Origin of the sequence: Paraburkholderia sp. RL18-101-BIB-B (genome assembly GCF_046026985.1) — a bacterium.
Taxonomy (GTDB): Bacteria; Pseudomonadota; Gammaproteobacteria; order Burkholderiales; family Burkholderiaceae; genus Paraburkholderia.
In genome coordinates, this window is the sequence record NZ_JARESV010000004.1 from 207,992 (window position 1) to 222,853 (window position 14,862).

The window sequence follows — 14,862 nt, forward strand, 5'->3', positions numbered from 1 at the left end:
CCGCCACTCTGACTGCCCGCACCGCCATCCTATCGGCGCGACGACGTGCGGTGCAGCAAGTCTCGAGATCAAGTCGAGAGGATGGTTACGAGAGCGACGGCCGAATCACCCGCCAGTTGACCACCATTGTTCTCGGCGAGTGCCACTTTGGCACCCGGACGTTGACGAGCGCCCGCCGTTCCCCGCAGTTGCTGGGTCAATTCGACAATTTGCGCGACACCTGTCGCCCCGACCGGATGACCACGGGAAAGAAGGCCGCCGCTCGGGTTGACGGAGATGCGACCACCGATGTCGGTGTCACCCGAACGGATTAGTTTGGCCGCATCGCCCGGAGGACAGAGGCCGAGATTTTCGTAGTGGATCAGTTCGGCCGGCGCGGAGGCGTCGTGAAGTTCGACCACGTGAACATCGGACGGCCCGATTCCCGCTTCTTCGTATGCCGCTCTCGCCGCTCGTACCGCAACGAGATCACCCGAGCCATCGGCTTTCGCGGATACGATCGAACTTGCGCGAATGTAGACAGGACGAATATCGTGCTTCTTCGCGTAATCTTCCGAACAAATGAAGAGCGCGGCTGCGCCATCGCCAATCGAGGAGCACATGAACAGAGTGAGCGGATTGCTGACCATCCGACTCTCCAGGACTTCTTCGATTGTCGTTTCCTTGCGGAATTGCGCGACCGGGTTAAGGGAACCGGCGCGACGGCTCTTCACCACGACCCGCGCGAAGTCGCTCGCCTCTGCACCAGTCTTTTCCATCCATTTGCGAGCCTTGGCGGCATAAAGATCCATGAAGAGCGAGCCGGTACCGGCTGTCACGCCTTCAGGCAGCGGTTCCTCTAAATCGACGGCCTTCGCGAATGCACCGAACGAGACGGCCTTATCTTCGTGAGTGAGTTTCTCCGTACCGACCACCAGCGCCGTTTCGGATTGTCCGGAAGCGACCGAGAGCCACGCCAGATTAAGGGCTGAACTGCCGGAAGCACAGGCATTCTCGACGTTATACATCGGCTTGCCATCGAGCCCGGTATTGCGAAGCGACGATTGCGCGCGAATCATCTCCTGACCGGTAACAACGCCTGCTGCCGCGTTGCCGAAATAAATCCGGTCTACGTCGTTGACCGTAACGCGAGCGTCCTTTAGCGCGAGGCCGACTGCTTCCTCCGACAGTGACTTCAGATTCCGCTCGATAAATTTACCAAAGTGCGTCATACCGATACCGCCAATAACGACCTTACGCATTTCTTTCTCCATCAATTCCAAGAATGTTCCGGGAGGAACTCACTCCGAGGCACCCGCATTACCTACATCAATCCAGCACCTTTCCTTTCGTCTCGGGCATCACGGCGTATACGCAGAATCCGACTGCGCAAACCACCGCAATGTAGACCCATATGTAGTCCGAGAAACCCGCGTTCGACATGGCTGTCACGATGTACGGAAGCGTTCCGCCAAACAGCGTCGCTGAGATCGCGTAAGGCAAGGCGACGCCGGTCGCGCGGATCTCCGCCGGAAACTGCTCGGCCATCACCGCTGCGCAGGTAGCGGTAAAGCCTGACGAGAGCAACATGCCGATCGTCACAATGACCGTGTCCGTCCAGAAATCATTCGCGAGAAAATGGAGACTCGGCCACGCGAAGACTGCGGAACCGCCGGCAAACGCGAGCAGAACAGGCCTGCGGCCAATTCGGTCAGAGAGCTTTCCAAAAAATGGAATCGCAACGAGTGAAACCACGATTGAGATGACGCTGGCGCTGAAGCCGTCACGCAGCGGCAGACCCGTCCGCATGTGGGCGAACGTTGGGAACAGGACGAGCCAGAGATAAACAGACAGGTTCCCTGCCATGGCGATACCAATCACGCGCAACGCGGCGCGGCGATGTTCGCCCACCAGGACCAGAAACGGATGTCGGCGATGTTGATGGCTACCGGCTGTTTTCTTGAAAGCTTCGGTTTCTGAAACAGATAGACGCACCCACAGAGCCACGAAACCCATCAGGCCGGCAATCGCGAACGCAAGCCGCCAGCCCCAACTTGCCATGCTTTGTTCGCTGATACAGGATGTCAGCACGTAGCCGATCATCGCCGCGACAAGGACGCCGGCGTTCACCGCAAAGTGTTGCCACGAGCCGGTAAATCCGCGTCGCGAGGGCGCGGAGGACTCTATGAGAAAGGTGGACGCGGAGCCGAATTCCCCGCCGGCTGCGAATCCCTGCACCAGCCGTGCGACAACAAGAATAATCGGCGCCACCATTCCGATTGCCGCGTATCCCGGACAGGCTGCAATCACAAGGGAACTCCCGGCCATCAATGCGACTGAGAGAGCAAGACCATTCTTTCGTCCGTGACGATCTGCATAAGCGCCCAGAACAGCACCACCGATTGGCCGCATGACGAACCCAACTGCAAATACCGCGAAGGCAGAGAGCAGCGAGATCTTTTCATTGTGGGCCGGGAAGAAATGGCGGGAAAACAGCGAGGCGAATGTTGCATAGATGATCCAGTCGGCAAACTCGACGATAGTGCCCAGAGTCGCGGCAGCAATCGCTTTTTTCTGTTCACGCGTGAACGGGATCGAAGCTTCCACGGTAGCGTTGGACAAGGCGGTATTCATATCTGTCTCCATCAATCCTTATGGGTAAAGCGCATGGCTAGTCGCGGTGTCACGGACGTGGCTGCCCCATTCGCCACGCCTGGGTTCGTGGAGAGGATATTCAGCAGATCAAGCCATCATTGCCGGAGTTCTTGCCGGTGCCGCCCTGGCGACTTAGCACGTGTAGGCATCGTAGGTTTGCGTGTGATTTCGACGCAAACTACTTTTTTTGCTGGTTGGATTGACTTTTTTCTGGTGCAGCGAGGACAGCAGGAATCGAGCGGTGCCATGTCTGACATGGCGCTCGGTGATGGGCATTCTGGCCTGTCTTCAAGGACGGGGCGATCTTCTTTCGCTTACACCGAACGCGTCTATGAACTCCGCTGCCAGCCACGCGAGTCCCGGATCCTGATCCCTGGACGCAGCCCACATCAGCGCGACTTCATAGCCGGGCACGTCGAATGGCAATGGACTCATCGCCAGATCCAATGTGTCGCGCCAGACGCGACCGATGAAATCCGGCACCGTGGCGATCGCGGGCGTGTGCCGCACGATAAACGGGCTAGTCGCGAAATTCGAGCTGGAGAACACCACGTCACGCTTGAGACCCTGCATGGCCAGCTGCTCGTCTACAAAGCCTTGCAGGCCGGCGCTGAACGAGGTGAGCACATGCCGGTACCGCAGGAACTCATCCATTGACAGGCGCTTGCGGCGCGTCTTGACGAGCCGCGGATTGTAGACGCTCACGAAGCGCCACTGAAACAGCGGGCGGCGCCGCTGCCACTGCACGCATTCAGGGAACACGCCGATCGCCAGTTCGATCGCGCCCTCGTCGAGCATCGCCGCCGCGCGCGTCGAGTCTGTAGAGCGGGCGATCAGTTTCACGCCGGGCGCCTTGGTGGCCAGGCGGCCCATGATCTCCGGCATCAGCAGGACCTCGAGCGAATCGCTCAAGCCAATGCGAAACACCCGCTGAGCCTGTGCCGGATCGAACGCCGGCGGTTGCGTGAGCGCCTGGTGCAGCGATTGGAGGAAGGGCTCGACCTGCCGCGCCAGTTCGAGCGCGCGGGGCGTCGGCGTAATGCCGTGCGGAGTACGCACGAACAGTTCGTCGCCGAACGCCTCCCGAAGCCGCTTCAGCGCGCCACTCATCGCCGGCTGGCCAAGGAAGAGTCGCTGCGCGGCACGCGTGACGCTGCGTTCCTCCAACAGCGCGCGAAAGGCCAGCAGCAAGTTCAGGTCGAAACGCCTGAAATCATTCTCAATGATGTCGGTCATCGTCACAAACGATTTGAATGATATGAGCCTGACACGCATTCTAGCGCCAAGGAGGTGCGCTGCAAGACGATGTGAGGGCACATCGGCCCGTGCCTCCTATCATCGACAGGAGCAGCGACATGGATTGGCAGAATCAGAAAGTCGTCGTGATGGGTGGTTCGTCCGGCATTGGACTAGCGGCGGTGTCTCGGCTGAAGGAAGCCGGTGCGCATGTCGTGGCAGTTGGCCGCGGCCAGGCCAAACTGGATAAGGCGCTCGCTGACCTCGAAGGACGTGGGAGTGTCACCGGAAAAGCGCTCGACTGCACCGACCGCGCCGCGCTCGACGGTTTCTTCGGCCGCTTGGGTGGCATCGATCATCTGGTGCTGACGCTCTCCGGCGGCGAGGGCGCTGGCCTGTTCAAGGAACTCGATTTGACATCCTTGCGCCGCGGCTTCGAGGCAAAGTTCTGGCCGCAACTGGAAGCGGCCCAAGCTGGTCTCGCGGCCCTGCGCCGCGACGGCAGTTTGACGTTCGTGACTGCGATTTCCGCGCGCATCGCCAATCCGGGCACCGCAGGATTGGGCGCGATCAACGGCGCGCTCGAAAGCATGATCGGGACGCTCGCGCGCGAACTGGCGCCGTTGCGCGTCAATGCCGTGTCGCCCGGCGTGGTCGATACCGTCTGGTGGGACAGATTTCCCGGCGACGTCAAAGAGGACCTTTTTCGTCAGCAGGCCGAAACCCTGCCGGTGCGACGTGTCGGCGATGCGCAAGACGTCGCGCACGCGCTGCAGTTTCTGATGGAGAACACCTTCATGACGGGCGCGGTAATCGAATGCGACGGCGGCTTGCGGCTGCTATGACGGTGCCTCCATCGATCACCCGCATCGCCGCGCCGATGCGGAGGCACCTCAACGGTTATGACTGTCCCGCCGGGTGACGCGCGACACTGGCACCCGCTTGTCTGCGCCGATAGTGGGTGTCCCGCGACGCGAGCCAGTAATACAGCGGCGACGTCAGAAGCAGTCCGATAACCCACGAGAGATCCGCGCCGTCGAGATACTTCGGCACGGGACCCGCGTACATCGGCGTGTTCATGAACGGAATCTGCACGACGATGCCGATTCCGTAGGCAATCAGCGCCTGTGGATTGAAGCGGCCGTAGATGCCGCCGTCCACCTGGAAGATCGACTGGATGTCGTATTTGCCTTTGTGAATCACATAGAAGTCGATCAGATTGATTGCGGTCCACGGCACCAGCACGACCAGCAGCGCGAGCACGAGATCGACCAGATTGCCGACGAAATTCGTCGACGCGCCGATCGCGCCATAGCAGCATGCGAGGAGAATCGCAATCGACAGCACGGCCCGCGCTTTCGCCGTGGGAATCCAGCGATAGGCGAAGGTCTGCAAGGACGTGATGGCCGCGAGCACCGCGCCGTAAAGGTTCAGCGCGTTATGGCTGATCACGCTCAGCAGGAAGAGGACGAGCATCGGCAGTCCGAGCGGTCCGGTGGCCAGCTTGACGGCGTCCATCGCGTCGGCGCCGGGCGGCACCGCGAGTACGGCTACCGCGCCGAAGGCAAACGCGAGTGCCGAGCCGATCGTACAGCCGAGGTAGGTCGCCCAGAACGTCGATGCGACGCGCACGTTCTCCGGTAGATAGCGCGAATAGTCGGAGACGTACGGGGCGAAAGCGATCTGCCAGAGCGCTGACAGCGAAACGGTGGCGAGCCAGCCGGCGATGTTGAATCCGCCGCGCGTCAGAAAATCGTCCGTGGCGATATGCGTGAGGATATAGCCGAATCCGATGAAAATGCCGATTCCGAGCACCCAGGTTCCGATGCGGTTCAGGATATGGATGATCCGGTAACCGATGATTCCAATCAGCCCTGATCCCAACGCGCCGATCACGATGCCGACAGGAACCGGGATGCCGTTTTCAATGCCATGAAGAGACTTCCCGGCGAGCACGATATTGGACGCGAAGAAGCCCACGTACATTACGCCTGCGATCACGGTGACCAGCAGCGCGCCCCATGAACCGAACTGCGCGCGGCTCTGAATCATCTGCGGGATGCCCATTTGCGGGCCCTGCGCCGAATGCAACGCCATCAGCACGCCGCCGACGGCCTGACCGACGACGATCGCCACGATGCCCCACAGCAAATTCAAGTGGAAGATCTGCACGCCGAGCGCGCCCGTGACGATGGGCAATGGCGCAATGTTGCCGCCGAACCAAAGCGTGAACAGATCGCGCACCTTGCCATGGCGATCCTCGGGCGGCACATAACCGATGGTGTGTTTTTCGATCAACGCCGAGGCATTGCTTTCCGAAGTATTCAAGTTTGTCTCCTGTGTCGACGGGAGTTAGCGCTTTAGCGCTTACTCCCGTCCCTTACGTGATCAGGCGTGTTCGGTCTACCGAATCGCCATGCCTGGCATTCGAAAGTACTTGAGAGTCACCTCTCTATTTGAGCGACGTGCCGCCACGGCAGCGTCCGCGATGTCTACGTCTCAGGCCGCAGCCGAAGCGTAGTCCGCCAGCCGAGCCAGCATCGCATCGCAATCGCGCAATTGCTCGACAGTGACGAATTCGTCCGGCTTATGCCCTTGGTCCATGCTGCCGGGTCCGCAGACCACTGTTGGAATGCCCGCCTGATCGAAGAGCCCGCCCTCGGTGCCGAATGCGACCGTGCCGAAATCGATGGAGCCGCTGAGCAGCGCCAAAAGACGCGCCGCTTTGCTATCCGGAGATGTCGCCAACCCCGGATAGGCGGAGAGCGGCTGAAGCCGGATGTCGGTGTCGGACTTCACGGCGCGCATCTTCGGCAATAGCTCTGCCTCGGCGTAAGTCTGCAACTGGTCGGCTACCTGGTTTGCGTCGAAGCCAGGCAGCGCGCGCACTTCGAAGTCGAATTCGCATTCGGCCGGCACGATGTTGAGCGCACGGCCGCCTTTGATCACGCCCGCCTGCACGGTCGAGAACGGCGGATCGAATCGCTCGTCGTGATGCTCGGGCTGCGCCAACTGCTCGCCGATCTCTTCCAGACGGCCGATCATCCGCGCCGCGTATTGAATGGCGTTGACTCCATACGGTGCGTAAGCCGAATGGCAAGGCGCGCCTTTCACCTGACAGCGCATCGCCAGCTTGCCCTTATGGCCCAGCACCGGCTTGAGCTCGGTCGGCTCGCCGATCAGGCACAGGGCCGGCTTGTGGTCACGCCGCTCCAATTCCGCCAACATCGGCCGCACGCCGAGGCATCCGACTTCCTCGTCGTACGAAAAAGCGAGGTGCACCGGCAACTTCAACTCGCGCTCGATAAACCCGGGCACCGCCGCCAGCACCGAAGCGATAAAGCCCTTCATATCGGCCGTGCCGCGGCCATACAGCCGCCCGTCGCGCTCGGTGAGACGGAATGGATCGACGGTCCAAGCCTGGCCATCGACGGGCACCACGTCGGTATGGCCGGACAGCACGATTCCGCCGCGCTCACGCGGACCGATGGTCGCGAACAGATTCGCCTTGGTGCGCTCGGCGTTGTAGAACAGCTCGCTCTCGACGCCGAGTTCCTCCAGGTACAGCCGAATGAATTCGATCATGTCCAGATTGGAATCCCGGCTGACCGTGGCGAAGCCGATCAGCCGTTCGAGCAGCGCGCGGCTGGATCTGTCATTCATTGCCGGGTACTCCGTAGCTGGGCGCGGCGGTTGGATTCAACGCCCGCGTCAAGTAGTCCTGCATCTGCGGGCGATACGCCTGCCACAGACCGTCGAGCTGGCCGATGGGGTCGTCGTCCGCCCAATCGACCCGCAAATCGACGATCGGCCAGCTCACGTCGCCCACGATCTTGAGCGCCGCCGAATGCACGGGCCCCGCTTCGCCGCCGGCAGCTATCGCAGCATGCATGGCCGCGAGCAGGCGATCGGCAAGCGTGCCGGATGTCTGCTCGAACGCCGGCAGCATGGCCTCGATAACTTCGACACCAGCGAGCATGTTGCCTGCGGCTACGCACTGCTTGCCGGCGACAGCGTGATACGTGCCCAGCGCTTCCTTGCCGCTGAAGAACCCCGTGCGACCCTGGCCATCGATCACCGTCACCTGGCGGTACTCGCTCCACTCGCTCGCGCCGAGCACGCGGTCCAATGCCGCGGCGGGATCGAGTTGCCCGTTTTCCAGAAGGTCGAGAATCTGCGGCCCTAGCGCGGGCAGCGTGACGTTCTGCGTCGCCACCGCGCCCACGCCTGCGCGCAGCCACGGGCAGCGAGCGCCCACCGCGATGCTGGACGAACTGATCGCGATTCCAAGCTGCCCGGATTCCGGGCAACGTCCGACGATAGAGAATGTCATGTCCCGCTCCTTAGGCCTTCGGCGGCGTCCATCCATCTGGAATGACCGCGATAACGTCGATCTCCATCAACCACTGCGGCTGACCCAACGCGACCACCACCAGACCGGTCGAAATAGGAAACGCGCCCTTCAGCCACTTGCCGACCTCCTGATAGACCGGCTCGCGGTAACGGATGTCGGTCAGGAATGTCGTCGTCTTGACGATGTGCGACAGGTCGCTGCCCGCTTCTTCCAGCAATTGCTTGACGTTCTTCATCGCTTGCTCGGCCTGGGCACGCGGATCGCCGATGCCGACCAGGCGGCCTTCGAAATCCGTGCCCACCTGACCGCGCACGTAGACCGTGTTGCCGGCGCGCACGGCCTGGCAAAGATCGTTGTCGAGCGTCTGGTTCGGATACGTATCCTTCGTATTGAACATACGGATACGGGTATGCGTAGGTTGGCTCATCAATGCACCTTAATGTTAGGAAGAAATGGATCGCGGATTAGAGAGGCGTACGCATCAATTCACACCCATCTCGCTGACTTTGTGGATGCGTGAATCGGCGGATGTGTTTTCAACGCTTGCAACGCTGTTCTCGCGGTGGCCGTGCGCCTCGCGTTGCTCATCATCGTAATAAGCCAGGTATTTACGCTGTGTGACGATGTGATCGGCGATGTGCTTCGCGTCGTGCCACACGCCCCAGATGAATGCGGAGCCGCGGCGCGATAGCCAGGGTAGACCGAGGAAATAGATTCCCGGCTCCTTCGAAACGCCGCGCTGATGTTTCGGCTTACCCGTTTCATCGAAAGCGTTGACGTTCAACCAGCTGAAATCGACTGCGTACCCGGTCGCCCAGACAATCGACGTCACACCGGCTTTCGCCAGATCGAGATCGTGCAACGGGTGGGTCACGCATTCCGGATCCGTGGGAATGACGCGAGCTTCGGGCTCTTCGGGAAGCTCGAGACCGTTGCGCTCGGCATACGCGTCGGCCGCGTCCAGCAGCGACAGATAGTTCTCGTCGCCGCGCGCGATGTTCGCCGCGAGATCCGCTTCGAAGGTCACCACGCCGTCATCGAATGATTTCGTCAGACCCACGAGCGTGATGCCCTGATTCGCAAGACGCCGGAAGTCCACCGTATGGCCGCCACGCGAACCGCTCACCGCAATCGTGACGTGCTCCCTGCCCGGCTTCATGACCTCCGCATCCCATTCGCCGAGCACGCCGAGCCACCAGCAGAAGTCGCGGCCGCGATAGGCGCGTGGCGGACGATCGTGCGCGCCGACCGACAGATAGACGCGCTTGCCCGCCCGTTGCAACTCGTCCGCGATTTGCACGCCCGACGATCCCGCACCCACCACCAACACGCCCCCTTCGGGCAATTGATTCGGATTGCGATAGTCGGCGGAATGAATCTGCGTAAGTTTCGGATCTTGCGGCGCGATCGGCGGAATGACGGGGCGCTGGAAAGGCCCGGTTGCGACCACCACGCGATTGGCCTCGATCGTGCCTTCCGATGTTTCGATGGTGAAGCCCTGCCGCCCCGCATTGCGCACGACCTTCTTCACTTCCACGCCGGTGCGGATCGGCGCTTCAAACTTCTTCGCATAAGCAACGAAATAGTCCGCGACCTGCTCCTTCGAAGCGAACGCGTCGGGGTCGAAGTCCGCGAACTCGAGATTGGGGAAACGATCGTGCCACGCGGGGCCATTGGCAACCAGCGAATCCCAGCGTCCCGTGCGCCAGCGCTCCGCGATACGAGCGCGTTCCAGCACGAGATGCGGCACGCCAAGCTTGCTCAAATGTTCGCTCATGGCGACGCCGGCTTGACCGGCGCCGACTACGAGCGTGTCGATTGACGTTGTTTCCACTGTCATGGCTGTGTCCTTCTGAAAAGGCGGAATGTTTCGATTCGATCGCGGCGTCGCGGCCTTACAGCGCTTGCGATCGTTGCGGACCCGGTAGTGTTTTCCGACGGCGCGTTACCGCCTGGTCCGTTCGTCTGCGTGAAAATCTACGCGCCCCTTCAGAATTTGAAAAATATATTTAAAAAATGCATGACATCGGATTTACCTATGCAGGCCTTTTTGACCGCTTCACAATGCCGCCCATTGGAGACCTTGAACACGGAGCCTCGTCGATGGAGAGTCAACCGTTGCGCTACTCGTTGCGCCAGTTGCGTTATTTCGTGGTCACGGCAGAAGCCTTGTCCTTCACCGCCGCCGCCAAGCGTCTGCACATCTCACAGCCGTCCATCTCGACGGCGCTCGCGGATCTCGAAGTGTCGTTCGGCGTGCAACTCTTCATACGGCATCACGCGAGCGGCCTCTCGCTCACGCAAGCCGGCCGCGATCTGCTGGGGCAAGCGCGCAATCTTCTGAAGTTCGCGGAGGAATTGCAGACCACCGCGAAGGAAATGGACGGCGGCATGACGGGCGCCATCGCGCTCGGCTGCCTCGTCTCGCTTGCGCCGCCGCTCATGCCGGGCCTGATCAGCCGATTCACGGGCGAGAACGCCGGCATCTCGTTTCGCACTGTCGAGGCGCATCAGGATGGCCTCTTGCGCGGCCTGCACGACGGCTCGCTCGACATTGCCCTCACCTACAGCCTCGACTTGACCGAGGAAATCGCCTTCACGCCGCTGCTCTCGTTGCCGCCTTATGCGATCCTGCCGAGGACGCATCGTCTGGCACGCGCGCGCAAGATATCGCTCGCAGACCTCCTGCCCGAGCCGTACGTGATGCTCGACCTGCCGCACAGCCGCGAGTACTTCGCCGCACTCTTCGACGCGGTGGGCAGCCGTCCTGTGCCCGCGTTCCGTTCGTCGCAGCCGGAGGTCGTGCGCGGCATGGTGGCCAACGGTCTCGGCTATAGCCTCCTGAACTTTCCGCTCAAATCGAATCGAACCGTCGATGGGGAAGAGTTCGTCATTAAGCGCTTCAAAGACAACGTCAACGCAACGACACTCGGCATCGCGCAATCGCGCACCATGAAGCCGCGCCAGGTGGTGCATCGCTTCGCGTCGTTCTGCGAAACCTATATTCGGCGGTTGCATATCGATGCATGATAGGAAAGCGCGTTTGTCTGCTTTAAGCGTGCACGCAATGCATAGGCAAAAGCTTTGCTTTGTATCTGAAAACAATATTTTGGCTTGCAATTTGGCTTGATAGATTGGTGTCCATGTTGAGCGCCACGCCGCAAAGCCTTACGTCGCCGCGCTTTCACCGTGACGAATCGAGGGGGAGACCATGACCAACCCGGCAAGGACGATCGCAGTGCAAGCGCTTGTCGACGAACTGCAGACGGGTTGCGAACGGCCGTTCAGCGATGCGCACGCGATGCCGCCCGGTGTCTATACGTCGCCCGAATTCCTCACCCTGGAAGAGCACGCTATCTTCGAGCGTGAATGGCAATGCGTCGGCCGCGCGAGTGCGCTCAAAGTGCCCGGCGATTACATGACGGCGCGGATCGGAGCGCAACCGATCGTCGTATTGCGCGACGAACAGATGCAGCTCAAGGCGATGTCGAACGTGTGCCTGCACCGCATGTCGGTGCTGCTCGAGGGACGCGGCAACGTGCGTCGCATCGTTTGCCCATATCACGCCTGGAACTATTCGCTGGACGGCGCGCTGCAAGGCGCACCGCTCATGGATCGGCAAGAGGGCTTCTGCAAGGAAAGCTACAAGCTGCCCGCCGTGCGCTGCGAAGAATGGCAAGGCTGGATCTACGTGACCCTCGACGAAAACGCGCCGCCCGTTCATGCGCAGCTCGCCGAACTGAGCGAGCTCGTCGGTGCGTACGGCATGGCAGACTACATCGAAACTTTCTATGAAGAGCACGTGTGGGACACGAACTGGAAGATCCTCGCGGAAAACTTCATGGAAAGCTACCACCTGCCGATGCTGCATCGCGCGACGGTAGGACCGCATTCTCGGCTCGAGGAGATGGAATGCCCGCCCGGCTATCCGGCCTTCAACTATCACTGGATCACGAAGGAAGCGTCCTTGCCCATCGGCAACGCGCATCCGGACAACGCGCGCCTCACGGGACATTGGCGCAAGACCACGGCGCTGCTCGCGATCTACCCGACGCATCTCGTCACGCTTACGCCGGGTTACTTCTGGTATCTCGTGCTGCAGCCTCAAGGCGTGGAGCGCGTGCATATCCGCTTCGGCGGCGGACTTGCGCCGGAGTTCATCGCCGATCCCGAAGCCAACGCGCACATGACGACGCTAAAGAAGCTGCTCGACGAAGTGAACGCGGAAGACAAACGCGGCGTGGAAGCCGTCTTTCGCGGCGTGCACGCGCCACTCGCGAAGCCCGGTCACTTGAGCCCTCTCGAACGCCCCAACTATGACTTCGCGCGCTATGTCGCCAGCAAAATCGCCGCGACGCAGCCCGGCACGCATTGATTACGACGCATCATCGACAGGACGCGATCACGATGTCAAACCCTTCCTTCATTTCGTTCTCGGGCGTGAGCAAATCGTACGACGGCGCTCAATACGTCGTCGATGACTTGAACCTCGACGTGCGCAAGGGAGAATTCCTGTCGCTGCTGGGTCCGTCTGGTTCGGGCAAGACGACGACGCTCATGATGCTGGCGGGATTCGAATCGCCCACGCGCGGCGAGATACGTCTTGACGGACGGCGGCTCGACGACAAGCCGCCGCATCAGCGTGACATCGGCATGGTGTTTCAGAACTACGCGCTCTTTCCGCATCTGACGATTGCGGAGAACGTCGCATTTCCACTCTCCGTGCGTCGCGTGAGCCGCGCCGAGCAGAAAACGCGCGTGAAGCGCGCGCTCGAGATGATCGAGCTGCCGCATCTGGCGAACCGGCGTCCCGCGCAGCTCTCCGGCGGACAGCAGCAGCGCGTGGCGCTCGCGCGCGCGCTCGTGTTCGAGCCGAGCGTCGTGCTGATGGACGAGCCGCTCGGCGCGCTCGACAAGCGCCTGCGCGAAACCATGCAATACGAAATCATGCGCCTGCATCGCGAGCTGTCGCTCACGATCGTCTACGTGACGCACGATCAGGCCGAAGCGCTGACGATGTCGGACCGCGTCGCCGTGTTCTCCGATGGCCGTATTCAGCAAGCCGCCACGCCCAGCGAACTCTACGAGAATGCGCAGAACGCCTTCGTCGCGAACTTCGTCGGCGAGAACAACGGGCTGACCGGGCGCGTCGTCACTGCCGGCGAAGAGTGGGCGACGCTCGCGCTCTCAGACGGCAGCGTCATTCGTGGCCGTTGCGAACCCGGCCTGCATGCGGGCGACGAAGCGATGCTGGCGCTGCGCCCCGAACGCGCGCATATCCCGAGCGCCGCAGGCGCGCAGGTCGACGAACACAGCAACGTGGTGCGCGCACACGTCGAGGAACTGGTGTATTGCGGCGATCATCATCGCGTGCACCTTGCGCTCGGGTCGCGCGATTCCTTCGTCGTGAAAGTGCCCAATACGCAACGCCATGCGCTGCCTTCGCCCGGCAGCGCGATCGAGATCGCATGGCGCCACGACGACTGCAAGATTCTCGCGATGAGCGCGCCGCGCAGCGCGCCCGTGATCCAGGCATCCACCCCGCTCTCACCTTCCATCATCACGACCGCACCTGCAGGAGCCAACTAAAATGCGCACTCTCATCAAAACACAAAGCGTCGCACTCGCAGTACTCGCCTTCGCCACCATGACCAGCCAGGCGGCGGAGACGCTCTCCGTCGTGACCTTCGGCGGTGCATACGAAGCGGCGGCCAAGAAGGCTTATTTCGAGCCGTTCACCCAGGCGACTGGCATCGGCTTCTCGACCGAATCGTATGACGGCGGTCTCGCGAAGCTCTCCGCGATGGAGCAAGCGAAGAACACCACGTGGGACCTGATCGACCTCGAAACGAACGATGCGATCACGGCCTGCGACGAAGGCCTGCTGCAGAAGTTCGACAAGAAGACGCTCGGCAAGACGAGTGACTTCATCCCCGGCACGATCAGCGATTGCGCGGTTGCGAGCATGGTCTGGTCCACGGTCTACGCATACGACACGAGCAAGCTGAAGACCGCTCCGACCACCGTCAACGACTTCTTCGATCTGCAGAAATTCCCCGGCAAGCGTGGCCTGCGCAAGTCGCCGAAGGTCACGATGGAATGGGCGTTGATTGCGGACGGCGTCGATCCGAAAGATGTCTACAAAGTGCTCGCTACGCCCGCCGGTGTGGATCGCGCGTTCAAGAAGCTCGACACGATCAAGCCGAACATCGTGTGGTGGGAGTCGGGCGCGCAGGCGCCGCAGCTGCTCGCGGACGGCGCGGTCGTGATGACGCAGGCCTACAACGGCCGTATTTCCGACGCCGCGAAGAAGGACAACAAGCCGTTCAAGACCGTCTGGGACGCGCAAGTTTACGACTTCGACTGGTGGGCCGTTCCGACGGGCGCGAAGCACGCCGACGCCGCCGCGAAATTCATCGTCTCCGCTTCGCAGCCGAAGGCGTATGCGGATTTGTCGAAGTACATCGCGTACGCACCGCCGCGCAAGGACGCGATCGCGCTGGTCGACAAGCAACGCCTCGCCGATCTGCCGACCGCACCCGAGAACTTCAAGCGCGCCTTGCAGATCAACGCGAACTTCTGGGCGGACAACGCGGACCAGATCAATAAGCGCTTCCAGGTGTGGCTGACGCAGTAAC

General features: G+C 61.4%; 13 protein-coding genes. 5 read left to right on the forward strand and 8 right to left on the reverse strand.

Annotated elements, in window-relative coordinates:
* Positions 1 to 68: 68 nt before the first annotated feature.
* The 3 genes from P0D73_RS09305 to P0D73_RS09315 all read right to left on the reverse strand — a co-directional run bounded on the left by P0D73_RS09305 (position 69) and on the right by P0D73_RS09315 (position 3,870).
* The gene (locus P0D73_RS09305) at positions 69 to 1,241 is read right to left on the reverse strand and encodes a thiolase family protein (protein ID WP_408319281.1); all 1,173 of its coding nucleotides are present in this window, start codon (positions 1,239 to 1,241) and stop codon (positions 69 to 71) included.
* A 67-nt stretch (positions 1,242 to 1,308) separates the two neighbouring features.
* On the reverse strand, positions 1,309 to 2,613 hold the full coding sequence (locus P0D73_RS09310; RefSeq protein ID WP_408177381.1) for an MFS transporter: 1,305 nt from the start codon (positions 2,611 to 2,613) through the stop codon (positions 1,309 to 1,311).
* A 309-nt stretch (positions 2,614 to 2,922) separates the two neighbouring features.
* Complete coding sequence (locus P0D73_RS09315) at positions 2,923 to 3,870, reverse strand: LysR family transcriptional regulator (protein ID WP_408431030.1); 948 nt, start codon at positions 3,868 to 3,870, stop codon at positions 2,923 to 2,925.
* A 119-nt stretch (positions 3,871 to 3,989) separates the two neighbouring features.
* Between P0D73_RS09315 and P0D73_RS09320 the strand changes: the two genes are divergently transcribed.
* Positions 3,990 to 4,715 (forward strand): SDR family oxidoreductase, encoded by a 726-nt coding sequence (locus tag P0D73_RS09320; protein WP_408431033.1) that lies wholly within the window; start codon positions 3,990 to 3,992, stop codon positions 4,713 to 4,715.
* Between the two features lie 55 nt (positions 4,716 to 4,770).
* On the opposite strand, the gene P0D73_RS09325 is transcribed toward P0D73_RS09320, so the two are convergent.
* The 5 genes from P0D73_RS09325 to P0D73_RS09345 all read right to left on the reverse strand — a co-directional run bounded on the left by P0D73_RS09325 (position 4,771) and on the right by P0D73_RS09345 (position 10,064).
* The gene (locus P0D73_RS09325) at positions 4,771 to 6,198 is read right to left on the reverse strand and encodes a purine-cytosine permease family protein (RefSeq protein WP_408431036.1); all 1,428 of its coding nucleotides are present in this window, start codon (positions 6,196 to 6,198) and stop codon (positions 4,771 to 4,773) included.
* A 171-nt stretch (positions 6,199 to 6,369) separates the two neighbouring features.
* A complete protein-coding gene (gene argE, locus P0D73_RS09330; protein ID WP_408286280.1) occupies positions 6,370 to 7,533 on the reverse strand; it encodes an acetylornithine deacetylase in 1,164 nt (387 codons plus the stop codon).
* Positions 7,526 to 8,203: a DUF1028 domain-containing protein gene (locus P0D73_RS09335; protein ID WP_408431039.1), complete on the reverse strand. Its 678-nt coding sequence runs from the start codon at positions 8,201 to 8,203 to the stop codon at positions 7,526 to 7,528. Before P0D73_RS09335 ends, argE begins: the two co-directional genes overlap by 8 nt.
* A 10-nt stretch (positions 8,204 to 8,213) precedes the next feature.
* Positions 8,214 to 8,651 carry a RidA family protein gene (locus tag P0D73_RS09340; RefSeq protein WP_408431042.1) on the reverse strand — a complete coding sequence of 146 codons (438 nt, stop codon included), beginning with the start codon at positions 8,649 to 8,651 and terminating at the stop codon, positions 8,214 to 8,216.
* A gap of 54 nt (positions 8,652 to 8,705) precedes the next feature.
* On the reverse strand, positions 8,706 to 10,064 hold the full coding sequence (locus P0D73_RS09345; RefSeq protein ID WP_408431045.1) for a flavin-containing monooxygenase: 1,359 nt from the start codon (positions 10,062 to 10,064) through the stop codon (positions 8,706 to 8,708).
* 263 nt (positions 10,065 to 10,327) lie between these two features.
* Here P0D73_RS09345 and P0D73_RS09350 point away from each other — a divergent pair, with 263 nt between their 5' ends.
* The 4 genes from P0D73_RS09350 (at position 10,328) to P0D73_RS09365 (ending at position 14,861) form a co-directional block, all read left to right on the forward strand.
* Positions 10,328 to 11,254, forward strand: coding sequence for a LysR family transcriptional regulator (locus tag P0D73_RS09350; protein ID WP_408431047.1), 927 nt, complete (start codon positions 10,328 to 10,330; stop codon positions 11,252 to 11,254).
* Positions 11,255 to 11,435: 181 nt separating this feature from the next.
* Entirely contained in the window at positions 11,436 to 12,599 is a 1,164-nt protein-coding gene (locus P0D73_RS09355; protein ID WP_408431049.1) for an SRPBCC family protein, read from the forward strand.
* 32 nt (positions 12,600 to 12,631) lie between these two features.
* Positions 12,632 to 13,813 (forward strand): ABC transporter ATP-binding protein, encoded by a 1,182-nt coding sequence (locus P0D73_RS09360; protein WP_408177390.1) that lies wholly within the window; start codon positions 12,632 to 12,634, stop codon positions 13,811 to 13,813.
* 1 nt (position 13,814) lies between these two features.
* Positions 13,815 to 14,861, forward strand: coding sequence for an ABC transporter substrate-binding protein (locus tag P0D73_RS09365; protein ID WP_408431051.1), 1,047 nt, complete (start codon positions 13,815 to 13,817; stop codon positions 14,859 to 14,861).
* Position 14,862 lies beyond the last annotated feature (1 nt).